This is a genomic window from Acidovorax sp. GW821-FHT09A11, from assembly GCF_059418365.1.
The window spans coordinates 1-20,082 of the sequence record NZ_JBWKPS010000019.1 but is presented as its reverse complement, the minus strand read 5'-3'; the positions used below and the strand labels follow the sequence as shown (position 1 = coordinate 20,082).

General features: G+C 71.2%; 23 protein-coding genes. 14 read left to right on the top strand and 9 right to left on the bottom strand.

The genetic code is table 11. The features are described from left to right. On the bottom strand, window positions 1-386 hold a 386-nt coding region (locus AC07PV_RS24735), incomplete at its 3' end, for an NIPSNAP family protein (RefSeq protein ID WP_494631581.1). Window positions 387-557: 171 nt separating this feature from the next. On the opposite strand from AC07PV_RS24735, the gene AC07PV_RS24730 reads away from it, so the two are divergent. After that, window positions 558-1,589 carry a helix-turn-helix transcriptional regulator gene (locus AC07PV_RS24730; protein ID WP_494631579.1) on the top strand — a complete coding sequence of 344 codons (1,032 nt, stop codon included), beginning with the start codon at window positions 558-560 and terminating at the stop codon, window positions 1,587-1,589. Window positions 1,590-1,701: 112 nt separating this feature from the next. Here AC07PV_RS24730 and AC07PV_RS24725 read toward each other — a convergent pair whose 3' ends face one another. Next, on the bottom strand, window positions 1,702-2,349 hold the full coding sequence (locus tag AC07PV_RS24725; protein ID WP_494631578.1) for a TetR/AcrR family transcriptional regulator: 648 nt from the start codon (window positions 2,347-2,349) through the stop codon (window positions 1,702-1,704). 107 nt (window positions 2,350-2,456) lie between these two features. On the opposite strand from AC07PV_RS24725, the gene AC07PV_RS24720 reads away from it, so the two are divergent. The 6 genes from AC07PV_RS24720 to AC07PV_RS24695 all read left to right on the top strand — a co-directional run bounded on the left by AC07PV_RS24720 (window position 2,457) and on the right by AC07PV_RS24695 (window position 7,244). Beyond that, window positions 2,457-2,885 (top strand): VOC family protein, encoded by a 429-nt coding sequence (locus AC07PV_RS24720; RefSeq protein ID WP_218298070.1) that lies wholly within the window; start codon window positions 2,457-2,459, stop codon window positions 2,883-2,885. Next, window positions 2,882-3,244 (top strand): GFA family protein, encoded by a 363-nt coding sequence (locus AC07PV_RS24715; RefSeq protein ID WP_494631577.1) that lies wholly within the window; start codon window positions 2,882-2,884, stop codon window positions 3,242-3,244. The genes AC07PV_RS24720 and AC07PV_RS24715 overlap by 4 nt, the downstream gene beginning before the upstream one ends. Window positions 3,245-3,291: 47 nt before the next feature. Next, the gene (locus tag AC07PV_RS24710; protein ID WP_218341742.1) at window positions 3,292-3,777 is read left to right on the top strand and encodes a DUF1579 domain-containing protein; all 486 of its coding nucleotides are present in this window, start codon (window positions 3,292-3,294) and stop codon (window positions 3,775-3,777) included. A gap of 72 nt (window positions 3,778-3,849) precedes the next feature. After that, window positions 3,850-5,289: an MFS transporter gene (locus AC07PV_RS24705; protein WP_218341743.1), complete on the top strand. Its 1,440-nt coding sequence runs from the start codon at window positions 3,850-3,852 to the stop codon at window positions 5,287-5,289. Between the two features lie 234 nt (window positions 5,290-5,523). Next, a complete protein-coding gene (locus AC07PV_RS24700) occupies window positions 5,524-6,606 on the top strand; it encodes a pirin family protein (protein ID WP_218341744.1) in 1,083 nt (360 codons plus the stop codon). A gap of 161 nt (window positions 6,607-6,767) precedes the next feature. Then, on the top strand, window positions 6,768-7,244 hold the full coding sequence (locus tag AC07PV_RS24695; protein WP_218341745.1) for an FKBP-type peptidyl-prolyl cis-trans isomerase: 477 nt from the start codon (window positions 6,768-6,770) through the stop codon (window positions 7,242-7,244). Window positions 7,245-7,325: 81 nt separating this feature from the next. Here AC07PV_RS24695 and AC07PV_RS24690 read toward each other — a convergent pair whose 3' ends face one another. Next, window positions 7,326-8,459, bottom strand: coding sequence for a thiolase family protein (locus AC07PV_RS24690; RefSeq protein WP_494601073.1), 1,134 nt, complete (start codon window positions 8,457-8,459; stop codon window positions 7,326-7,328). A 235-nt stretch (window positions 8,460-8,694) separates the two neighbouring features. On the opposite strand from AC07PV_RS24690, the gene AC07PV_RS24685 reads away from it, so the two are divergent. Next, on the top strand, window positions 8,695-9,288 hold the full coding sequence (locus AC07PV_RS24685) for a TetR/AcrR family transcriptional regulator (RefSeq protein ID WP_218341747.1): 594 nt from the start codon (window positions 8,695-8,697) through the stop codon (window positions 9,286-9,288). An 89-nt stretch (window positions 9,289-9,377) separates the two neighbouring features. Here AC07PV_RS24685 and AC07PV_RS24680 read toward each other — a convergent pair whose 3' ends face one another. After that, window positions 9,378-10,307 (bottom strand): LysR family transcriptional regulator, encoded by a 930-nt coding sequence (locus AC07PV_RS24680; RefSeq protein WP_218298062.1) that lies wholly within the window; start codon window positions 10,305-10,307, stop codon window positions 9,378-9,380. Window positions 10,308-10,414: 107 nt separating this feature from the next. On the opposite strand from AC07PV_RS24680, the gene AC07PV_RS24675 reads away from it, so the two are divergent. After that, window positions 10,415-11,059 (top strand): glutathione S-transferase family protein, encoded by a 645-nt coding sequence (locus AC07PV_RS24675; RefSeq protein WP_218298061.1) that lies wholly within the window; start codon window positions 10,415-10,417, stop codon window positions 11,057-11,059. After that, a complete protein-coding gene (locus AC07PV_RS24670; RefSeq protein WP_494631575.1) occupies window positions 11,056-12,027 on the top strand; it encodes a flavin-nucleotide-binding protein in 972 nt (323 codons plus the stop codon). The genes AC07PV_RS24675 and AC07PV_RS24670 overlap by 4 nt, the downstream gene beginning before the upstream one ends. On the opposite strand, the gene AC07PV_RS24665 is transcribed toward AC07PV_RS24670, so the two are convergent. After that, entirely contained in the window at window positions 11,996-12,865 is an 870-nt protein-coding gene (locus tag AC07PV_RS24665; RefSeq protein WP_492254151.1) for a TIGR03915 family putative DNA repair protein, read from the bottom strand. The genes AC07PV_RS24670 and AC07PV_RS24665 overlap by 32 nt on opposite strands. A gap of 11 nt (window positions 12,866-12,876) precedes the next feature. Further along, window positions 12,877-14,163, bottom strand: a complete 1,287-nt coding sequence (locus AC07PV_RS24660) for a putative DNA modification/repair radical SAM protein (RefSeq protein WP_492254150.1) — start codon at window positions 14,161-14,163, stop codon at window positions 12,877-12,879. Window positions 14,164-14,417: 254 nt separating this feature from the next. Here AC07PV_RS24660 and AC07PV_RS24655 point away from each other — a divergent pair, with 254 nt between their 5' ends. Together AC07PV_RS24655 and AC07PV_RS24650 are read left to right on the top strand one after the other, a co-directional pair. After that, window positions 14,418-15,275 (top strand): helix-turn-helix domain-containing protein, encoded by an 858-nt coding sequence (locus AC07PV_RS24655; RefSeq protein WP_255591883.1) that lies wholly within the window; start codon window positions 14,418-14,420, stop codon window positions 15,273-15,275. A 128-nt stretch (window positions 15,276-15,403) separates the two neighbouring features. Next, entirely contained in the window at window positions 15,404-15,748 is a 345-nt protein-coding gene (locus AC07PV_RS24650; protein WP_218298057.1) for a VOC family protein, read from the top strand. Window positions 15,749-15,905: 157 nt separating this feature from the next. Here AC07PV_RS24650 and AC07PV_RS24645 read toward each other — a convergent pair whose 3' ends face one another. Both AC07PV_RS24645 and AC07PV_RS24640 read right to left on the bottom strand, forming a co-directional pair. After that, window positions 15,906-16,751 (bottom strand): class III extradiol dioxygenase family protein, encoded by an 846-nt coding sequence (locus AC07PV_RS24645; protein ID WP_494596822.1) that lies wholly within the window; start codon window positions 16,749-16,751, stop codon window positions 15,906-15,908. An 11-nt stretch (window positions 16,752-16,762) separates the two neighbouring features. Further along, window positions 16,763-17,122 (bottom strand): protocatechuate 4,5-dioxygenase subunit alpha, encoded by a 360-nt coding sequence (locus AC07PV_RS24640; RefSeq protein ID WP_494631582.1) that lies wholly within the window; start codon window positions 17,120-17,122, stop codon window positions 16,763-16,765. 72 nt (window positions 17,123-17,194) lie between these two features. Here AC07PV_RS24640 and AC07PV_RS24635 point away from each other — a divergent pair, with 72 nt between their 5' ends. Beyond that, entirely contained in the window at window positions 17,195-18,163 is a 969-nt protein-coding gene (locus AC07PV_RS24635) for a LysR family transcriptional regulator (RefSeq protein ID WP_370628538.1), read from the top strand. Window positions 18,164-18,190: 27 nt separating this feature from the next. Here AC07PV_RS24635 and AC07PV_RS24630 read toward each other — a convergent pair whose 3' ends face one another. Next, on the bottom strand, window positions 18,191-19,063 hold the full coding sequence (locus AC07PV_RS24630; RefSeq protein ID WP_218298053.1) for a gamma-glutamyl-gamma-aminobutyrate hydrolase family protein: 873 nt from the start codon (window positions 19,061-19,063) through the stop codon (window positions 18,191-18,193). A gap of 297 nt (window positions 19,064-19,360) precedes the next feature. Here AC07PV_RS24630 and AC07PV_RS24625 point away from each other — a divergent pair. Further along, window positions 19,361-20,082: FecR family protein (locus AC07PV_RS24625; protein ID WP_494631574.1), on the top strand; the 722-nt coding region annotated here is incomplete at its 3' end.

The window sequence follows — 20,082 nt, the reverse complement described above, 5'->3', positions numbered from 1 at the left end:
TGCTGGGGCAGCGCGGCGGCCGCGCCGGGCCAGGCGGGGCGCAGCAGCAGCACGTTGTCGGAGTCGATCATGGTGGCGTTGGCGGCGTCGCGGTGCGCGGCCCAGGTGGGCCCGCTGTAGAAGGCTTCGAGCGCCTGGCGGCGCGCCTGCATGCTGCCGAAGCCGCGCAGCCACACGAACAGGTCGGGCCGGTCCAGGTCGCGGAACTGGCCCAGCACGCGCAGGCCCTGCGCCTCCTGGGTCTCCACGAACTCGCGGTCGAACAGCTCGATCAGCACGTCGCGCTGCCCCGGGTGCAGCGTGTACTGGCGCAGCTCGACGATGGCGCATTCGTCGGCGGCGGGTGGGGCGCAGGGGTGGCGCGTGGCCATGGCGGTGTCGTGCATGCGGGCTCCTGCAGGGTGGGGGTCGATGAAAGTCATGCCCGCAGTCTGCGCCCCCATACATGACACCGCATGGCAGGTATTTCAGGTATCTTCGCCGCAGCTGCCTTCTTTTTTTCTGGCCAGGGGCCCCGGGCCCGCGCCGCACCCTACCGGACCACTTCCTTTCCCGCCATGCGCGCCAGCCGCCTGCTCTCGCTCCAGATGCTGCTCGAAACCCAGGGCCGCATGAGCGCGCCGGCGCTGGCCGGGGCGCTGGAGGTGTCGGTGCGCACGCTGTACCGCGACGTGGACCAGCTCAGCGCCGCGGGCGTGCCCATCTATGCCGAGCGCGGGCGCCATGGCGGGTTTGCGCTGCTGCCGGGCTGGAAGACCACGCTCACGGGCCTCACGCCGTCGGAGGCGCAGGCCGTGTTCCTCAGCGGCCTGCCCGGCCCCGCGCAGGACCTGGGCCTGGGCAGCGACGTGCAGGGCGCACGCCTGAAGCTGCTGGCCGCCCTGCCCGCCGCATGGCGCGAGGACGCGCAGCGCGTGAGCGCCCGCCTGCACCTGGACCCGGTGGACTGGTACCGCGAGAGCGACCCCACGCCGCACCTGTCCACGGTGGCCGCCGCCGTGTGGAGCGGGCACCAGATCGCGATGCGCTATGAAAGCTGGTCCGACACCGTGGAGCGCACCGTGAGCCCGCTGGGCCTGGTGCTCAAGGCGGGTGCCTGGTACCTGGTGGCGCTGCCGGCGGACAAGGCCACGGGCAAGGGCGGCGGTGATGGTGGCGATGGTGGCGACAGCGGGCCACGCACCTACCGCGTCTCGAACATCCTGGCGGCGCAGGCGCTCGCCACGCCGGTGCGCCGCCCCGCGCGGTTCGACCTGCCGGGCTACTGGGCGCGGTCGATCCGGCGCTTTGAAGCCGGGCTCTACACCGGCGAGGCGGCGCTGCTGGCCACGCCCGCCGGGCTCAAGGGGCTGCGCGCGCTCAGCAGCGCGGTGGCCCGGGCCGTGGCGGCCGCGCCCACGGCCGCCCCCCCGCGCCGGGCGGACGGGCGCGTGGCGGTGACCATTCCCATCGAGTCGGTCGAGCACGCCTGCGGCCAGCTCCTGCGCCTGTCGCCGCAGGTGGAGGTGCTGCGGCCCGCCGCCCTGCGCCGCGCGCTGGTGGCCCGGGTGCGGGCCACGGCGCGGATGTACGGGCTGGACGGTGGCTGAGCAGCAGAATTGAATTTGCTATCAAATATGTAGCTTAAAGCGCTTGTTCTTCAAGCGCCAGCGCGTGGAATGGCTTCGGACATGCGGCGCTGCGCGCGCCGGGAACGGGCGCCTAGAGGCCGCGCCGCACCATGTCCAGCAGGCGCAGGCCCAGCAGGTCCAGCATCTGCTGCGGCGTGCCGCGCAGCGGCCCGTCGATGGAGAGCAGCGCCATGCCGTGCACGGTGGACCAGGCCAGGTATTCGGCGCCCGGGCGGCGCTCGGGCGGCAGGGCGCCTGCCGTCACCAGGTCATCGAGTGCCGCGCTCAGGTGCTGGAACGGGTTGAGCCCCGTGGCGCCGCCCATGGCCGGGTCGGGGTCGTGCTGCACGGTGAAGCGCCCGCCGAAGGCGGTGCGGAACAGGCCTGTCTCGGCATGCGCGAAGCGCAGGTAGCCCGCGCCCACGGCGCGCACCTTGGCGTGGGCCTGCTCGGTGGCCGTGCCCGTGGCGGGCACCTGGGCCAGTTCGGCCTCCATGGCCTGGGCCACGGCCGCCACGGCGGCGGCACGCACCGCGTCCAGCAGGTCGTCGCGGTTGGCGAAATGGCGGTAGGCCGCATTGGGCGCGACCCCCGCGCGGCGCGTGGCCTCGCGCAGCACCACGGCGTCGGGGCCGCCCTGGCGCGCCAGCTCGATGCCCGCGTCCAGCAGGGCGCGGCGCAGGTCGCCATGGCGGTAGGTGCTGCGTGCGGTGGGGGTGTTGCGAGTGGTTACGGTCATGGGCGGTGAGATGTGGACACTGTCCATTATCTTTGGTATTGTTTGTGGACGGTGTTCACAATTGTGCGCCGAAATCCATGTTCCGAGACCTTCCCAAGGAGACCCCCATGAAAGTCGAGCCGTATCTGATGTTTGAAGGCCGCTGCGAAGAGGCCCTGGATTTCTACCGCCGCGCCCTGGGCGCGCAGGTCACCATGCTCATGCGCTACAAGGACAACCCCGAGCCCGCCGCCGGCCAGGGCTGCGCCGAGGGCGCCGGCCCCGGCCCCACGCCCGAGATGGTCATGCACGCCGCCTTCAACGTGGGCGAGACCCAGCTCATGGCGTCGGACGGCATGGGTTCGGGCCAGCTGAACTTCCAGGGCATCTCGCTGGCGCTGAGCCCCGCGAACGAGGCGGAGGCCAAGCGCTACTTCGACGCGCTGGCCGAGGGCGGGCAGGTGCAGATGCCGCTGGCCAAGACCTTCTTCTCGAAAGCCTTCGGCATGGTGGCCGACCGCTTTGGCGTGTCGTGGATGGTGGTGGCGCCGGAATGAGCGCGGCGGCCACGAAGTACCAGGGAAGCTGCCACTGCGGCAAGGTCGCCTTCGAAGTGGAAGGCACCGTCGACAGCGGCCTGGCCTGCAATTGCAGCATGTGCCACCGGCGCGGATCGCTGCTGTGGTTCGTGCCGCGCGGCGCGCTGCGGCTGACCACGCCCGAGGCCGACGCGGCCACCTACACCTTCCACAGGCACGTGATCCGGCACCGTTTCTGCCCGGCCTGCGGCATCCATCCTTTTGGCGAAGGCGTGGACCCCAAGGGCCAGCCCGTGGCGGCGGTCAATCTGCGCTGCGTGGAGGGCCTCGACCTGGGCAGCGTGCCCGTCCACCACTACGACGGCCGGGCGGCTTGACCCCCCAACCCTCACACCCCCTCACATTCCCCTGCAAGGAGACTTCCATGATGAATCCCGAACCCCATGCCATGCACCGCTGGCTGCAGCAATTGCTGGGCCACTGGACCAGCACCTCCGACTGCGACCCGCCGCCGGGCGAACCGGCGCAGCAGTCCGTGGGCGCCGAACATGGCCGCGCCCTGGGCGACCTGTGGGTGATCCTCGAAGGCACCGGCACCATGCCCGGTGGCGGCGAGGCGCGCATGCAGATGACGCTGGGCTACGACCCCGAGAAGAACGTGTTCCTGGGCACCTGGGTGGGCTCGATGATGACCCACATGTGGGTCTATCGCGGCACGCTCGATGCCGACCGGAAGGTGCTCACGCTGGAGACCGAAGGCCCCAGCTTCAAGGGCGACGGCAAGACCGCCTGCTACCGTGACGTGATCACGCTGGTGAGCGCCACCGAGCGCACGCTGACGTCGTTCAGCCAGCAGCCGGACGGCAGCTGGAACCAGATCATGCAAGCAAAATACACGAGAACCCCCTGAGCCGCCGCGGTGCGCCCCCCCTGGAGGGGCGCGCGCCGCGCTGCGAATCCTTTTTTTCACTCCCGCCGCTCCATGACCCTCCGCATCGAAGGCCGCGCACGCTGGCCCGCCCTCATCCTGCTGTGCCTGGGCGAGCTCATGATCGTGCTCGACACCACCATCGTGAACGTCGCACTGCCCAGCATCAAGGCCGACCTGGGCTTCACCGAAACGTCCCTGGTGTGGGTGGTCAACGCCTACATGCTCACCTTTGGCGGCTGCCTGCTGCTGGGCGGGCGGCTCGGGGACTTGTATGGCCACCGGCGGCTGTTCCTGGCGGGCATCACGCTGTTCACCCTCGCGTCGCTGGCCTGCGGGCTGGCCCATACGCAGGGGCTGCTGGTGGCGGCGCGCGCGGTGCAGGGCGTGGGCGGGGCCGTGGTGTCGGCCGTGGCGCTGTCGCTCATCATGAACCTGTTCACCGAGCCCGGCGAGCGCGCGCGGGCCATGGGGGTCTATGGTTTTGTCTGCGCGGGAGGCGGCAGCATTGGCGTGCTGCTGGGCGGCGTGCTCACCAGTGCGTTGAGCTGGCACTGGATCTTTCTGGTCAACATCCCCGTGGGCGCGGCCATCTACGCGGCCTGCCTGGTGCTGCTGCCGGGCGGCAAGGGGCATGCCCACGGCCAGCGGCTGGACGTGGCGGGCGCCGTCACCATCACCGCGTCGCTGATGCTGGCGGTGTATGCCATCGTCAACGGCAACGAGGCGGGCTGGGCCTCGCTGCAGTCGGTGGGGCTGCTGGGCACCTCGGCCGCGCTGCTGGCGTTGTTCCTGTACATCGAATCGCACGTGGCCGCGCCCCTGGTGCCGCTGCCCTTGCTGCGCCAGCGCAACCTGGCCATCTCCAACGTGGTGGGCGTGCTGTGGGCCGCCGGGATGTTCGCGTGGTTCTTCTTGTCGGCGCTGTACATGCAGCTGGTGCTGGGCTACGACGCCATGCAGGTGGGCCTGGCCTTCCTGCCGTCCAATCTCATCATGGCGGGCTGTTCGCTGGGGCTGTCGGCCTGGGTGGTGATGCGCTACGGCATCCGCGGCACGCTGGGCTGGGGCCTGCTGCTGGCCGCCGTGGGCCTGGTGCTGTTCGCGCTGGCACCCGTGGACGGCCGCTTCGTGCCGCATGTGCTGCCCGGCATGCTGCTGCTGGGCGTGGGGGCGGGCATCGCGCTCAATCCGCTGCTGCTGGCCGCCATGGGCGACGTGAAGCCCGAGGATTCGGGCCTGGCCTCGGGTGTGGTCAACACCGCGTTCATGATGGGCGGCGCGCTGGGCCTGGCGGTGCTGGCCAGCCTGGCCGATGCGCGCACCGGCGCGCTGCGCGAAGCGGGGGCATCGGCCCCGATGGCCCTGAACGGCGGCTACCAGCTGGCGTTCTGGGTGGCGGCCGCGGGCTCGCTGGCGGCGGCGCTGCTGGGTGGCCTGGTGCTGCGGCCCGCGCGGCCCCCGGCCGTGGGCGCGCAGGTGGCGGCTCACTAGGGGATAAAAAACGAACTGCTATTGAATAGATAGCTGTTGGCGCAATATCCATGGGCGCTAGCGCCCCATTTCTTTCAAATTGCGAGCAAGGTGGGCCCGCCGGGATGGCCCCCACTGTCCTGCCTGGCGCACCGCACTGTTCCACCGGGCGCACTTCTGCTCAGGCACCATTGGCGCCATATTCCACTGGCATGCCGCCCGATCGTGGTGGTGCACAACACGAGGAGCCTTCGTATGTCGTCGTCCACACCTGCTGCAACCACCGCCCTGGTGCCCATCGTGCGCGCCCAGTTGCTGGGACCGCAGTGGCCCACGCTCGACCCGTTTCTTTTCTGCGCCCACCACGACGATGCCTACCCCGCGGGCAACGCCGCGTTCGGCCCGGCCGTGCCCATCGAAGACCGCCAGATCGGCAGCGACTTCAGCCGCAAGGACGGCTGGAGCATGTACCACGGCGACACCGTGCCCGGCTTTCCGGGCCACCCGCACCGGGGCTTCGAGACCGTGACGCTGGTGCGCAAGGGCCTGATCGACCATTCCGACTCGCTGGGCGCGGCCGCGCGGTTTGGCGGCGGCGACGTGCAGTGGGTCACGGCTGGCAAGGGCATCGTGCATTCCGAGATGTTCCCGCTGCTCAACGCCACCGAGCCCAACCCGCTGGAGCTGTTCCAGATCTGGCTGAACCTGCCCGCGCGCAACAAGATGGTGGAGCCGCACTTCACCATGCTGTGGAACGAGCGCATCCCGCGCCTGGTGCACCACGACGCCGCCGGCCGCGCCACCACGGTGACGGTGGTGGCGGGTGCCCTGCCCGGCGCGCCCGCGCCCCTGCCGCCACCCCCGGAATCCTGGGCCTCGCAGCACGAGGGCGACGTGGCCATCTGGACGCTGCGCCTGGAGCCGGGGGCCGAGTGGACCCTGCCTGCCGCCCAGGGCGAAGGCACGCAGCGCATGCTGTACTTCTTCGTGGGCGACAGCCTGCGCGTGGGCCCGCAGGACGTGGACCGCCACGCCGCGCTGCAGGTGCGCCCGCAAGAGGACTGGCTGCTGGCCAACACCGGCGCCACCACCGTGGAATGCCTGGTGCTGCAGGGCCGGCCGATTGGCGAACCCGTGGCGCAGTACGGCCCCTTCGTGATGAACACGCAGGCCGAGATCATGCAGGCCATGAACGACTACCGCCGCACCCAGTTCGGCGGCTGGCCCTGGGCCGAGCAGGACCCGGTGCACGGCACCGAGGCGCGGCGGTTTGCGCGCTACCCCGGCCAGGCCGAGGAAGAGCGCCCCGGCGAGGACGCCGCGGCGGCGCAGGCCTGAACACCTTCGCCCGGTGGGGTCGCGGGCGCGGCCGGGCGGGGTGCCGGGCCGCTCGTGGACAATCCAGGTTTTCGATGCGCGCAGCGCGGCCCGGGCGCCAGCCGGCGGGCAAGGCGCCGCGCCGCACCCCCTGACCCAAAGATGAAAGCGCAAGCCCAGCCATGAGCACCCCCATCACCAAAGACTCCGCCGTCACCCTCACCTACAAGGTCACCACGCCCCAGGGCAAGCCGCTGGATGCCGGCAACCTGTCGTACCTGCACGGCGGCTACGAAAACATCTTCCCCAAGGTCGAGTCCGCCCTCGAAGGCCAGTCCGTGGGCTTTGCCACCACGCTGGACCTCGCCGTGGAAGAGGCCTTCGGCGCGCGCGACGAAAGCCTGGTGCGCACCATCCCCAAGACCGAGTTTCCGCCCGGCGTGAAGGTCGGCGGCCAGCTGCAGGGCGTGGGCAGCGACGGCCAGCCCGCCGTGTTCAACGTGGTCAAGATCAAGGGCCCCGAAGTGCACCTGGACGGCAACCACCCGCTGGCGGGCCAGGCCCTGAAGTTCAGCTGCAAGGTGACCGATGTGCGCGCCGCCAGCGCCGAAGAAATTGCGCACCGCCATGTGCATGGCGCGCACGGGCACCAGCATTGACATGGAGGGTGGCGGCCGCCCGCGCTGGCTGCGGCCTCGTGGGCCGGCCCCCGGGCAGGCCGAGGCCCGGCTTGGAGAGGGCTACAGCGCCTCCAGCACCGTCGCAATCCCCTGTCCGCCGCCAATGCACTGCGTGGCCAGTGCGTAGCGGCCCTTCTGGCGCTGCAGCAGCGCGGCCGCCTTGCCGGTGATGCGCGCGCCCGTGGCGCCCAGCGGGTGGCCGATGGCCAGGCCGCCGCCGTCGAGGTTGATCGTGTCCTCGCGCAGCCCGAGTTCGCGGATGCAGGCCAGCGCCTGCGAGCCGAAGGCTTCGTTGATCTCCACCACATCCATGTCGCTGGCCGAGAGCCCCGCGCGCGCCAGCGCCTTGCGCGTGGCGGGCACGGGGCCCATGCCCATGTAGGCCGGGTCCACGCCCGCCGTGGCCAGGGCGCGGATGCGCGCCAGGGGTGACAGTCCGTGCCGGGCGGCGTAGGCCTCGGTGGCCACGAGCACGGCCACGGCGCCGTCGGTCAGCGGCGACGAGGTGCCCGCCGTCACCACGCCGTCCTCGCGAAACGCGGGGCGCAGCGCGGCCAGCGCCCCGGGCGTGGTGCCGGGGCGGATGCAGCCGTCCTGCGCCACCACCTCGCCCGCGTCCAGCGCGATGGGCACGATCTCCGCCTGCAGCCGGCCGGCCTCGCGCGCGGCGGCGGCCTTGCGGTGCGATGACACGGCCATCGCCTCCTGGTCGGCGCGGGACACCGCGTACCGGCGCGCCACGTTCTCGGCCGTCTCGCCCATGCTGATGTAGGCGTCGCTGTGCTCATACAGCGCGGGTTGGGCCGAGAAGTTGAAGCCACCCTGCGGCACCATGCTCATCGACTCCACGCCGATGCACAGGTACGCCTCGCCCAGGCCCGCCTCGATCTGCGCGGCGGCGATGTGGATGGCCGACATGGACGAGCCGCAGAAACGGTTCACCGTCATGCCGCCCAGCGCGTGCGGCAGCCCCGCCAGCAGCGACACGATGCGCGCGATGTTGTTGCCTTGCGCGGCCTCGGGGTAGGCGCAGCCGGCGATCACGTCCTCGAGCGTGGCCGGGTCGATGCCGGTGCGCTGCAGCAGGCCCGTGACGACCTGCGCGGCCAGGGTGTCGGGCCGCACCCCCGCCAGCGCGCCCTTGCGCGCGAAGTGAAAGGGGGAACGGGCATAGGCGGAAATCAGTGCTTGCATGGCGGTGCCTTCCCTATTCCTGCGGATGGCGTGGCCGTGGGCGGAATCAGGCCGTGGCGGCGGCGGCGTGGCGCCGCGCCCGGCAAGGGGCGCGGGGAAGGGGACGTGGGGGTGGTCATGGGGGCTCCTGGAAGCGTGTTTTAGATGACGGTCATCACGTTTAAATTATATGACAACCATCATTTAAAATATCAAGCTGGCGTTTTCGGGGCATCCGGCACAAAGGGGATCGGCGATGAAGGTGAGCAAGGAACAGATGGCGGAAAACCGCGAGCGCATCCTCGATGCGGCGGCGCGGTTGTTCCGCGAACGCGGGTTTGACGGCATCGGCGTGGCGGACCTCATGAAGAGCGCGGGGCTTACGCACGGCGGCTTCTACGGGCACTTCGCGTCCAAGGACGAGCTGATGGCGCAGGCCACGGCACGCGCGCTGGACGGGCTGCAATCGGCGTGGGCCGCGCTCGCGCGCGGCGCCGCGGCGCAGGGGCGGGATCCGCTCGCCGCGATCGAGTCGGCCTACCTGTCGCCGGGCCACCGCGATGCGCCGGGCCAGGGCTGCCTGCTCGCCGCGCTGGGCGGCGATGCGTCGCGCCAGGGGCCGGCCGTGCGCCGGGCCGTGACCGAAGGCATGCAGGCCCAGGTGGCGGGCCTGGCCACGCTGGTGCCCGGGCGCAGCAAGGCCGCCAGGCGCCAGCGCGCGCTGGCCGACTATGCCAGCCTCGTGGGCGCCCTGGTGCTGGCGCGGGCTGCGGACGACCCGCAGTTCTCCGACGAGATCCTGCAGGCCACGGCGGCGGCGCTGCGGCTGCCGGGGCATGCTGCGGACTGAGGGATCGGAATGCTATTTATTTAATAGCTATTTTCGCCGGATGGACGGGCGTTGGCGGCCAAAATCATCGAGGTTGCCATGGTGGCCCGTCACCCCCGCCCGCCGCTGCGCCGCGCCAGGCCCCGCCCCTGCAGCACCGGCTCGGCCGCGAGCCGCCCGCGCGCGAATTCGACAAAGGCCCGCACCTTGGCGGGCGCGCGCCGTCCCGCGGGGTAGACGATGTGCACGGGCACCGGGTCGGGCTCGTGCTCGGCCAGCACCACGCGCAGGCGCCCGGCGCGCAGGCTGGCGGCGGCCTGGTAGGCCAGGCACCGGGTGAGCCCGAGGCCTGCCTCGGCGGCGGCGATGTCCACCTCGTTGCTGTTGCTGATCCAGGCCTGCTGCGGCATGCCCGTGGCGCCCCCCCGGAACTTCCAGGGCGCGGGTGCGCGCGCATCGAACGAAAAGGCAATCGCCCGGTGCTGCCCCAGTTCCTGCGGGTGGCGCGGCTCCCCATGCCGCGCGAGGTAGCCGGGCGACGCCACCACCATGCGCCGCAGCGCGCCCACCCGCAGCGCGGTCAGGCCCGAGTCCGGCAGGTGGGCGATGCGCACGGCCACGTCCATGTCCTCCTCCAGCAGGTGCACCAGCCGGTTCACGAACAGCGTGCGCGCCTGCACGCGGGGCTGGGCCTGCAGGAAGTCCAGCACGATGGGCGCCACGTGCTGGATGCCGAACATCTGCGGCGCGGTGATGGACAGCAGACCCTGCGCCTCGGCCTGCGCGCCGCTGGCGGCCTGCTCGGCCTCCTGCAGGTCGTTCAGGATCGGGCGGCAGTCGGCCAGGAAGCGTTCGCCCGCCTCGGTCAGCCGCACCATGCGCGTGCTGCGCTGGAACAGCAGCACCGACAGGCGGGCCTCCAGCGCCGCGATGGCGCGGGTCACGGCCGTGGCCGAGCAGCCCAGGCGCCGCGCTGCCACGGCGAAGCCGCCCGCATCGGCCACGGCCACGAAGCAGCGCAGGGTGTCGAGATGGTCCATTGTTGCGGAAGATGCAATTTTGAAAGGCTAACTATGGCTATTCACGGCGAGATGCGCAATAGCTAACGTGGAGGCTTGTTTGTTGACCCTCTCCAGGACCCACCGCCATGGCACCCACCTCCCCTTTGACGCTGTACCGCATGTCCATCTCGGGCCACTGCCACCGTGCCGAGCTGATGCTCTCGATGCTGGGCCTGCCCCACGCGCTGATCGACGTGAACTTGCTCGCCGGTGAACACCGGCAGGCCGCCCACCTGGCGCGCAACCCGCTGGGCCAGGTGCCCGTGCTGGTGGATGGCGACGTGGTGCTGTCCGACAGCAACGCCATCCTCGTGTACCTGGTGCAGCGTTATGCGCCCGGCAGCCACTGGCTGCCGCAGGACCCGGTGGGCCAGGCCGGCCTGCAGCGCTGGTTCAGCCTGGCGGCCGGCATGCTGGCCCCCGGGGCATCGAGCGCACGTTTTGCCGCCCTCACGGGCCGCGAGCCCAGCGAGGCGGCGCTCGCCATCGGCCGCAGGCTCTTTGACTTCATGGAGCCCGCGCTTGACGGCCGCGACTGGCTGCTGGGCGGTGCCGCCCCCACGCTGGCCGACATCGCCATGGTGAGCTACACCTCGCAGGCGCCGATCGGCGGTTTGTCGCTCGCCACCTATCCGCGCATCGCGGCCTGGGTGGCGCGCATGGAAGCCCTGCCGGGCTATGTGCCGCTGGCGGACCGCCTGCCCGCCCCTGGCGCCATGGTGCCGGCATGAACGCCACGCCCGCAGCCGCCTTCCACGCGGGCGAGCAGGCCCTGCAGGAGCGCGTGGGCGTGCGCGAGCGCATGGCCGCCGTGGGGCCCCTGGTGCTGCGCGACCACATGCCCGACCAGCACCGCGAGCTGTTCGAAAAGCTGCCCACGCTGCTGCTGGGTGCGCTCGACGACCAGGGCCAGCCCTGGGCCACCATGGTGGCCGGGCCGCCGGGCTTCGTGCACACGCCCGATGCCCGTGCCATGAACATGGCGGTGGTGCCCGATGCGGCCGACCCGGTGCTGGCCCAGTTGGTGCCCGGTGCGCCGGTGGGCGTGCTGGGCCTGGAGCCGCACACGCGCCGGCGCAACCGCATGAACGGGCGGGTGGCGTCGTTCGGCGCCCGCGGGCTGGAGGTGGACGTGGTGCAGAGCTTCGGCAACTGTCCCAAGTACATCCAGGCGCGTGCGCCCGGCCTGCGCGCGGAGGTGACGCCGCCGGCACCGGCCCAGGTGCTGGGTGCGGGGCTCGACGCCGCCGCGCGGGGCCTGATCGCGCGCAGCGACACGATGTTCATCGCGAGTGCCTCGGCGGCGCACCCGGGCGCAGGGCGCGATGAAGGCGTGGACGTGTCGCACCGTGGCGGCGAGCCGGGCTTCGTGCATGCCGAGCAAACGGCCGAGGGCCTGGTGCTCAGCCTTCCCGACTATCCTGGCAACCTGTTCTTCAACACCCTGGGCAATCTCGCGCTGCACCCGCAGGCCGGGCTGCTGTGGGTGGACTATGACGGTGGCGGCCTGCTGCACGTGGCCGCCCGCGCCGAGCTGCTCTGGGACGAGGCCCCGCGTGCGCGCTGGCCCGGCGCGCAGCGTGTGCTGCGGCTGCAGGTGCTGGGCGGCGTGTGGCGCGCACATGCGCTGCCCTGGCGCTGGACGGCCGCCGAGCCCGCGCCGCAGTTCAGCGCGATGCGTGCGCGTGCGACGGAATGAGCGGCGCGATGGCCTTGCGCGGCGTGGTGGCCTCGGCCTGCACCATGCGCGCGCTGCGTTCGTGGGCGCCGCGCGCCAGCTCGGTGATCAGGGAGGCCTCGGGCAGGTTGTGCCAGTAGCGCTGCGGCATCTCCTTGCGCATCATGTCGGTCTTCAGGCGCGCGGGGTTGAAGATGTGGCGGTAGTAGGTGAGCCACAGCGCCTCGCCGGCGTCGGGCGGCGGCGCATCGCTGCGCTGGCCGCCCGGGCCGGTGTGCAGCGCCGTGCCGTCCCAGCGCACGCTGGCATCGGGCGTGAGGATGGCCCAGCGCATCTGCGTGAAGCGCCGCACGAAGAAGCCGGCATTGGCCTCGGTGATGAAGTGGTCGGGCTCGAACCAGGCCACCTGCACGGTATGGCCCTCGGTGTCGGTCACGGGGCGAAAGCGCACGAAGGCGTGCATCTTGTGCATGTCGCGCGCCACGGCACGCACCATGTGGTGGGCCTGCAGGCGGTCGGCATCCAAGGGGTCGTGGCGCAGTCCGCGCTCGCGCACCAGGCGCCACAGCAGGCGGTACATGAGCGCGAAGCGCACCGGGTTGCGGTGCAGCACCAGGCGCTCGCACAGGCGCAGGAAATCCTCGGGCACCCGGGGCGCCGCGCCGCCCGCCGGGGACGGCAGCGGATCCACGGAGGAGCCCGGTGGCGCGGGGCTGGCGAACAGGTCCTGCGCGGCCCCTTGCGCGGTGAACCACTGCACCTCCTGCGGCGGCACGCCGGCCTGCACCAGCGCGCGCGCGGCCCGGCGAAAGCCCGGCCAGTCGGTGGCATGTGCGAGGGTGATGGTGTGCAGGGCCATGGTGGCTTGCCTCAATCGAAAAGCTTGCGCTGCGCCGGCGGCGGGGCCATGCGCGCGGCCAGGTCGGCGGCGTCGAGCGCGCGGCCGGGCCGGTAGTCGGCGGCTTCCACGAAAGGCAGCACCTTCTGGAGCGGCACGTGCAGCCGCGCCAGGTCGGCGTGGCGCAGGCGGCGCACGCGGCGCGCGGCCAGCAGGCGGTCCACCGTCAACACGCCGAAGCCGGGCACGCGCAGCAGCAGCTCGCGCGGGGCGGTATTCAGGTTCACGGGGAAGCGCTCGCGGTGCGCAATCGCCCAGGCGAGCTTGGGGTCCATGTCCAGCGCCAGCATGCCGCCCTGGCCGGCGGGCACGATCTCGCCGTGCGCGAAGCCATAAAAGCGCATCAGCCAGTCGGCCTGGTACAGGCGGTGCTCGCGCACGGTGGGTGGCGCGACGAGCGGCAGCGCGCGCGCCGCGTCGGGGATGGGGCTGAAGGCCGAGTAGTACACGCGCCGCAGCCGGTGCACGCCGTACAGCCCGGCGCTGGTGGCCAGGATGGTGCGGTCGTCGGTGGCGTCGGCGCCGACGATCATCTGCGTGCTCTGCCCGCCGGGCGCGAAGTGTGGTGCCGCCGCGCGCCGCGTGAGCGTGCGCCGGGTGGCGGGCATCGACACCACCTGGGCGGCGGCCTGCTGTTCCTTGCGCGCCTGCCGCGCGTCCTCGATGTGCACCGCCATGCGCGCCATGGAGCGCGCGATGGCCGCGCCGTCCTTCTGCGGCGCCAGGGCCGTGAGCCCTTCGGGCGTGGGCAGCTCCACGTTGATGCTCAGCCGGTCGGCATGGCGGCCCGCGCGCTCCATCAGCTCGGGCGAGGCATCGGGGATGGTCTTGAGGTGGATGTAGCCGCGAAAGTCGTGCTCCTCGCGCAGCACGCGCGCCACCTCCACCACCTGCTCCATGGTGTAGTCGGGGCTCTGGATGATGCCGCTGGAGAGGAACAGCCCCTCGATGCAGTTGCGCCGGTAGAAGTCCAGCGTGAGCTGCACCACCTCCTGCACCGTGAAGCGGGCGCGCTGCACGTTGCTGCTGACCCGGTTCACGCAGTACAGGCAGTCGTACTGGCAGAAGTTGGTGAGCAGGATCTTGAGCAGCGAGATGCAGCGGCCGTCCGGCGCGTAGCTGTGGCAGATGCCCATGCCCTCGGTGGAGCCCATGCCGCGCCCGCCCACCGAATCGCGCGGCGCCGCGCCGCTGGATGCACACGAGGCGTCGTACTTGGCGGCGTCGGCCAGGATGGCGAGTTTGGACTGTAAATTCACTGTATTAATTTACAGTATTTTCCGGTGTCCGACCAGCTTGCAGGGTGTATTTGCTATCAAAAAAATAGCTTTCTGCGCAGATGGATAAAGCGCTAGACGCCAAAAAGGCTTGAAGCCTGTGGCTGCGCGGCCTCCCGTGCCAGCACCGCCGGGGTTCGCGGGCGGCGCGGGGTCCGCGAACCCCGGCGACCTGGGGAGCCGCTGGGCGGTGTAAGGTGGCCCACCGGCGCACTTCGGCCCGGCAGGAGGAACCCATGCCATCGCTCATCGCCTCAAGCCGGGCCATCCCCGGCCCCGGCTTGCCGGGGCTGCCCGCCGCCGCCTGCGCGATGTGGGGGTTCGAGGAATACCTGCCGCACACGGTGCGCCGCCTGGAGGTCGCGCACGCGGGCATCAAGCTGATCATCGGCTGGCACGCGGCTTACGGCGTCGGGCAGCCCGGCGGCGCCATGCAGCGGTACCAATCCCTGGTGGCGGGGCTCGGTGGCGGGCCGATGGTGACCGAGCACCTGGGAGCGCAGTCCTGCGTGGAAGTGACGCTGGCACCCTGGCTGGGCTTTCAGCTGTTCCATGGCAGTCCGGATGTGCTCTCGTGCCCGGTGGCCGCGCTGGCCGATGTGTGGGGCGGCACGGCCACGCGGCTGTCCGAGCAGTTGCACCACGCGCCGGATTGGCCCGCGCGGTTTGCCCTGGTGCAGCGGTGTCTGCAGGGGGTGCTGGGCCGGTCGCGCCACACGGCGCAGGCCCCGGTGCGGCAGGCCTGGGCATTGCTCAGCGCGCAGCGCGGCAACCTGTCCATGTCTGCCCTGTGCCGCGCCGTGGGCTGGAGCGAGCGGCATCTGGCGCTGCAGTCCCGCAACCAGCTGGGGGATACACCCAAGCGCCTGGCGCGGCGGCTGCGCTTTGGCGCGGCCCAGCAGGCCCTGGGAGAGGTCACCGGGCCCGCGGGGATGGCGGACCTGGCGGATCTGGCCGCCCGCTGCGGATATGCCGACCAGAGCCACCTGAGCCGGGAGTTCCGGCACTTTGCCGGTTGCTCGCCAGCGGCCTATCAGCGCGCAGGCTGGGCCGATGTCCCGGGCAAGCCTGCCAGCCTGGTGGAGACGGCGTAGCCGGGGGGAGAGGACGGGGGCCGCGGTCCGAGGCACCGGAACCCCCCAGGTCATTTTTCTTCAAGACGGACAGGCGCAAGCAGCCCAGACTGGCGAACCTGACCTGTTTTTTTCAGATGGAGCTTCCGATGCACGCCAACGTCTCATTCCTTGAAATTGGAGCCGAAAACGCCCTGGTTTCGCAGCAGTTTTTCAGCCACCTCTTTCAATGGGCCTTCGAGCCCACGGAGAAGGAGGGCGAGGGCTGGTTTCGCAATGGGAACATGAACGTCGGCCTGCATGGCGCAGACCCTGCGCGGGCCATCACCCCCTTCTTTGAAGTGGCCGATGCGACGCAGGCGGCCCAGCGTGTGCTGGCGCTGGGAGGGACCGTGCAGCCTCCGGGGCCGCAGGAGCCCGGCTTTGGCGTGTTTCTCATGTGCACGGACCCCGGCGGGGTCCGCTTTGGCCTGCACCAGCCGGCAGGGCGTTGAAGGCGGCGGCCAGCGTTCCTTGGAACCTGTTCGAGGCCTTGGTGGCGCCGCGCGCCTTCCTTGCCTGGATGGGATGCCAGTCGCGGTGGCCGGCCGCTAGCCCGCGCATCCAGAACCCCTGGGCAGGTTCTGGGCGCCTGGGCTGCCGTCCACCGTGCTACGCCGCCTCCAGCGCCATGACAGCGGTGGCGGTGTTCGAGATCGGGATGTGGTAGTTGCTGTGCACGCGGCGCACGCCCGGCGCGGCGGCGCTGAGCGCGCCGCGCATCGCCAGCCACATCAGCAGCTCCACGCCCTGGGTGCCCGTCTTCTCCACCAGCTCGTGCACGCTGAACTGCGTGGCCCATTCAGGGTTGGTGGTCAGGCTCTCGATGAACTGCAGGTCGAACGCCTTGTTGATGAAGCCCGCGCGCTCGCCGTCGAGCTGGTGGCTCAGGCCGCCGGAGGCCATCACCGCCACCTTCTTGTCGCTGTCCCAGCTCTGGATGGCCTGGCCCACGGCCTTGCCCAGCGCATAGCAGCGCTTGGCCGACGGCAGCGGGAACTGCACGGTGTTGATGCACACCGGCACCACCGTCACGGGGCAGTCGCCCTCGGGCCAGAAGAGCTTGAGCGGCAGCGTGCAGGCGTGGTCCACCAGCATCTCCTGGCAGGTGGTCACGTCGAACTCCTGGTCGATCAGCGTGTTGATGAGATGCCACGACAGGTCCACCTCGCCCGCGAACGGCGGCAGCGTGGGAATGCCCCAGCCCTCGTCGGCGTTGTGGTATTCGGCGGCGGCGCCCACGGCGAAGGTGGGCATCTTGTCCAGGAAGAAGTTCAGGCCGTGGTCGTTGTAGAACATCACGACCACATCGGGCTTGCGGGCCTGCAGCCACTGGCGGATGGGCGGAAAGCCGTCGAAGAAGGGTTTCCAGTAGGGCTCGTTCTGCAGGCCCTTGTGGATGGCGCCGCCAATGGCGGGGATGTGCGAGGTGCCGAGGCCGCCGATGAGTTGTGCCATGTGATGTCTCCTTATTGGCCTGCGGCCACGAGCATGGCCTTGAATGCGTCCTTGGTCATGCCCGTCTGCTGCGCGCCGATGTCCTGCATGTCGAGCCTGAAGATGCCCGCGAACTTGGCCAGGTAGTAGGCGTTGCCGCCCGCCGCGATGAGCTGCAGCACGTTCCTGGCGCGGATGGCGGCGGCCTGCTGCGCGTTCAGGCCGTACTGCTGCATGTAGGCCTCCTCGTCCTCGGCGAAGGCCTTGCGGTTGGCCTCGTCGTTGAACGAGAAGCACATCTTGTTGAGCGCATAGCCCTTGCGGGCCTGGGCGCCATCGAACGGCGTGGTGCCCGGGATGGGGCGCGGCGGGGTGGGTTTCGTGGTCACGATGTCTCCGTGGCTTGATGTAGGTCAGGCCGCAGTGTCGGGCGTGCATTGCCAAAGATGAAGGGGGCAAAGATCATCGAACGCATGAGCAGAATCGATGATTGGTCCGGCCTGGACGCCCACCTGCTGCAACTGCTGGTGGCGGTGCTGGAAACCGGCAGCATCACCGCCGCCGCCGCCCGTCTGGGCGTCACGCAGTCGGCGGTGAGCCACCTGCTGGGCAAGCTGCGCGCCATCACGGGAGACCCGCTGTTCGTCAAGCGGGGGCGGGGTATCGTGCCCACCGCGCGGGCCGAAAGCCTGGCGGCGCCGGCGCGCGAGCTGCTGCGCCAGATGCAGCAGTTCGCGCAGGGCTGCGCGTTCGACCCTGCCCGCTGGCGGGCCGACCTGACCCTGGCCGCCAACGATTTCCAGCGCGACCTGCTGCTGCCGCCCCTGGCCGCCCGCCTGCGCGAGGCCGCGCCCGATGTCACGCTGCGCATCGTGCCCAGCGGCGCGCCCGGCGCGGACCTGCTGCGCTCGGATGCATGCCAGCTGGCCATCACCCCGCGCCCGCCGGACGGCACCGACATCCTGCAAAAGCGCCTGTTCGAGGACCAGTACCGGGTGTTTTACGACCCTGCCGTGCGCGAGGCGCCGCGCGACGCGCAGGACTATCTCGCGGCGGCGCATGTGACGGTGGCCTATGAGGCGCACCGCGGCCTGGCGCTGGACCGCCAGCTGGCGGCCCGCGGCCTGCACCGCCGCTTCGCGGTGCGCGTGCCGGGCTTCGGGGCGCTGCCCGCCTTCGTGCGCGGCACGCCGCTGCTCACCACCGCCCCCTCGCTGCTGGGCCGCACGGCGCTCTCGGCGCTGGCCAGCGCGCCCGTGCCGGTGCCTTGCCCGCGCCTGCCGATGTACCTGGTCTGGCACGCGCGCTACCAGCAGGATGCGGCGCACCGCTGGCTGCGGGCGCAGATGGAGGATGTGGTGGGGACGGCCTTGGCCGGCGGCCCGGGCGCCGAGGTCAAGGCCGGGCAAGCCGTGCGGGCGCAGCCCGCCTGAGGCGCCGCGCCCGGGCGCGGCGTGCGCTCACTCCCGGGTCCTGTGCAGCGCCTGCCGCAGCATCCGCGTCGCCCGGTCGCGGATGCGCAGGGGGCCGCGGTGCGGCGGGGGGTTGGCCTTGGCCAGCGCACAGGCGGACAGGAAGTCGTCGAGGATGGCGGTGTCGTCCAAGGTGTCCGCGCCCACCTTGTGAAATTCCGGATGCCACTGGGTGGCGGCGATGTAGCCGCGCCCTGGCGCGGGCTTCAGGCGGATCGCTTCGGGCACGCCGTCGGGTTCGCTCAGGGCCTCGACGACAAAATCCGGCGCCACCCGCTTGATGCCCTGGTGGTGGATGCTGTTGACGCGGGCGCGGGGCGTGTCGGGATACAGCTTGGCCAGGTGCGAGTCCGGCACGATATGGATGTCGTGGAAATGCTGGTCGTAGGTGGTCGCGTTGCGGTGCTCCAGCGCCCCGGGGTGCTGGGTCTGCAGGTCCTGGTAGAGCGCACCGCCAAACGCCACGTTGATCAGCTGCAGGCCCCGGCAGACGCCGAAGATGGGCTTGCGCACCTCGGCGAACGCTTTCACCACGGCCAGGTCGTACAGGTCGCGCACCCGGTCGCCCAGCCACTCCTCGCGCAGCGGCTCCTCGCCGTAGTTGCCCGGCCAGACGTCGGCGCCGCCGTGCATGACCACGCCGTCGAGCCAGTCGGCGTAGTGCGCGAGCGTCACGTCGCCGCGCGCCGTCTCGCCCGTGGGACAGGGCACCATCACGACCATCGCGCCGGCGGACATGAGCCAGTGCGCGATGGACTGCTCGACATACTGCAGCGTCTTGCCGGTGAAAAGCGGGCGGGTGGGGTCGGCATGCTGGAAACAGGCGGACAGACCAATCTTGAGGCGGCGGGAAGCGGGCATGGTGGAGGGCTCCGGGCAGTACGCAAATGGTGTGCACCCGGTGCGATGCAAGGGGTATGCCAATTTGTAGCACCGACCCCGCACGGCGTCTGTAGGAAGGGGCCGTGCGGGGTGGTGCGCGATCCCCGGGCCCTGACTTGATGCTGCGAAATGTGGCTTTCTTCATGAAAATGCAAGCGCATGCAGCGTGTAGGCGGGGGGCTGCGGGGCCGGGGCTCGTGATAATTTCTGGACGCCGGGCGCCAGGGAGGTTGCGCCCGGCGGGTGCCATTCCAGCCTTCCCCGAAAGTCCACGACATGCCCCACAAGAAGAATTGCCTGCCCGCCCTCACGGCGCTGGCCGCGTTGACCGCCCTGGCCTGGCCGCTCTCCGGCCACGCGGCCGTGCCCGCGGGCGCGGCCGCGGAGATCGTCAGCCTGCAGGGTACGGGCGACCAGCGCGCCGCCGCCGCCGCCGACTGGCAGCCCGCCCGCCCCGCCCAGGCCCTGGCCACGGGCGACTTCGTGCGCACGCGCCAGGCCGCCAAGATGGCCCTGCTGTTCGCCGACGACACGCAGCTGCGCCTGCACCAGAACACCGTGCTGCAGGTCAAGGGCGTGGCCACGCCGGCCCAGCCCGTGACCACCCTGCTGCTCAACGCCGGGCGCGCGTGGACGCAGACGCGCCGGGCCGATGGCAGCCGGCTGAACCTGGAGACGCCGGCCGCCACCGCCGCGATCCGCGGCACGGACTGGGACCTCGCCGTGGAGGACGATGGCCGCACGCTGCTCACGGTGCTGTCGGGCACGGTGGAGTTCTCCAATGCGCAGGGCCAGGTCTCGGTGGGCGCCAACGAGGCCGCCATCGCCGAGGTGGGCAAGGCCCCGGTCAAGCTCGTGCTGAGCCAGCCGCGCGACCGCATCCAGTGGGTGAACGCCCTGCGCGCCGACCCCGTGCCGCACCTCGCCGCCGAGCCCGTGCCGCCGCCGCTCGCGCCGGTGCGCGCCGCGCTGGCCACGAGCCTCGCGCTGCAGACGCA

Bases quoted from the DNA above. Each gene is read 5' to 3' on its own strand.
- AC07PV_RS24730 (WP_494631579.1), top strand. From the start codon at position 558: ATGCGCGCCAGCCGCCTGCTCTCGCTCCAGATGCTGCTCGAAACCCAG.
- AC07PV_RS24725 (WP_494631578.1), bottom strand. From the start codon at position 2,349: ATGACCGTAACCACTCGCAACACCCCCACCGCACGCAGCACCTACCGC.
- AC07PV_RS24720 (WP_218298070.1), top strand. From the start codon at position 2,457: ATGAAAGTCGAGCCGTATCTGATGTTTGAAGGCCGCTGCGAAGAGGCC.
- AC07PV_RS24715 (WP_494631577.1), top strand. From the start codon at position 2,882: ATGAGCGCGGCGGCCACGAAGTACCAGGGAAGCTGCCACTGCGGCAAG.
- AC07PV_RS24710 (WP_218341742.1), top strand. From the start codon at position 3,292: ATGATGAATCCCGAACCCCATGCCATGCACCGCTGGCTGCAGCAATTG.
- AC07PV_RS24705 (WP_218341743.1), top strand. From the start codon at position 3,850: ATGACCCTCCGCATCGAAGGCCGCGCACGCTGGCCCGCCCTCATCCTG.
- AC07PV_RS24700 (WP_218341744.1), top strand. From the start codon at position 5,524: ATGTCGTCGTCCACACCTGCTGCAACCACCGCCCTGGTGCCCATCGTG.
- AC07PV_RS24695 (WP_218341745.1), top strand. From the start codon at position 6,768: ATGAGCACCCCCATCACCAAAGACTCCGCCGTCACCCTCACCTACAAG.
- AC07PV_RS24690 (WP_494601073.1), bottom strand. From the start codon at position 8,459: ATGCAAGCACTGATTTCCGCCTATGCCCGTTCCCCCTTTCACTTCGCG.
- AC07PV_RS24685 (WP_218341747.1), top strand. From the start codon at position 8,695: ATGAAGGTGAGCAAGGAACAGATGGCGGAAAACCGCGAGCGCATCCTC.
- AC07PV_RS24680 (WP_218298062.1), bottom strand. From the start codon at position 10,307: ATGGACCATCTCGACACCCTGCGCTGCTTCGTGGCCGTGGCCGATGCG.
- AC07PV_RS24675 (WP_218298061.1), top strand. From the start codon at position 10,415: ATGGCACCCACCTCCCCTTTGACGCTGTACCGCATGTCCATCTCGGGC.
- AC07PV_RS24670 (WP_494631575.1), top strand. From the start codon at position 11,056: ATGAACGCCACGCCCGCAGCCGCCTTCCACGCGGGCGAGCAGGCCCTG.
- AC07PV_RS24665 (WP_492254151.1), bottom strand. From the start codon at position 12,865: ATGGCCCTGCACACCATCACCCTCGCACATGCCACCGACTGGCCGGGC.
- AC07PV_RS24655 (WP_255591883.1), top strand. From the start codon at position 14,418: ATGCCATCGCTCATCGCCTCAAGCCGGGCCATCCCCGGCCCCGGCTTG.
- AC07PV_RS24650 (WP_218298057.1), top strand. From the start codon at position 15,404: ATGCACGCCAACGTCTCATTCCTTGAAATTGGAGCCGAAAACGCCCTG.
- AC07PV_RS24645 (WP_494596822.1), bottom strand. From the start codon at position 16,751: ATGGCACAACTCATCGGCGGCCTCGGCACCTCGCACATCCCCGCCATT.
- AC07PV_RS24630 (WP_218298053.1), bottom strand. From the start codon at position 19,063: ATGCCCGCTTCCCGCCGCCTCAAGATTGGTCTGTCCGCCTGTTTCCAG.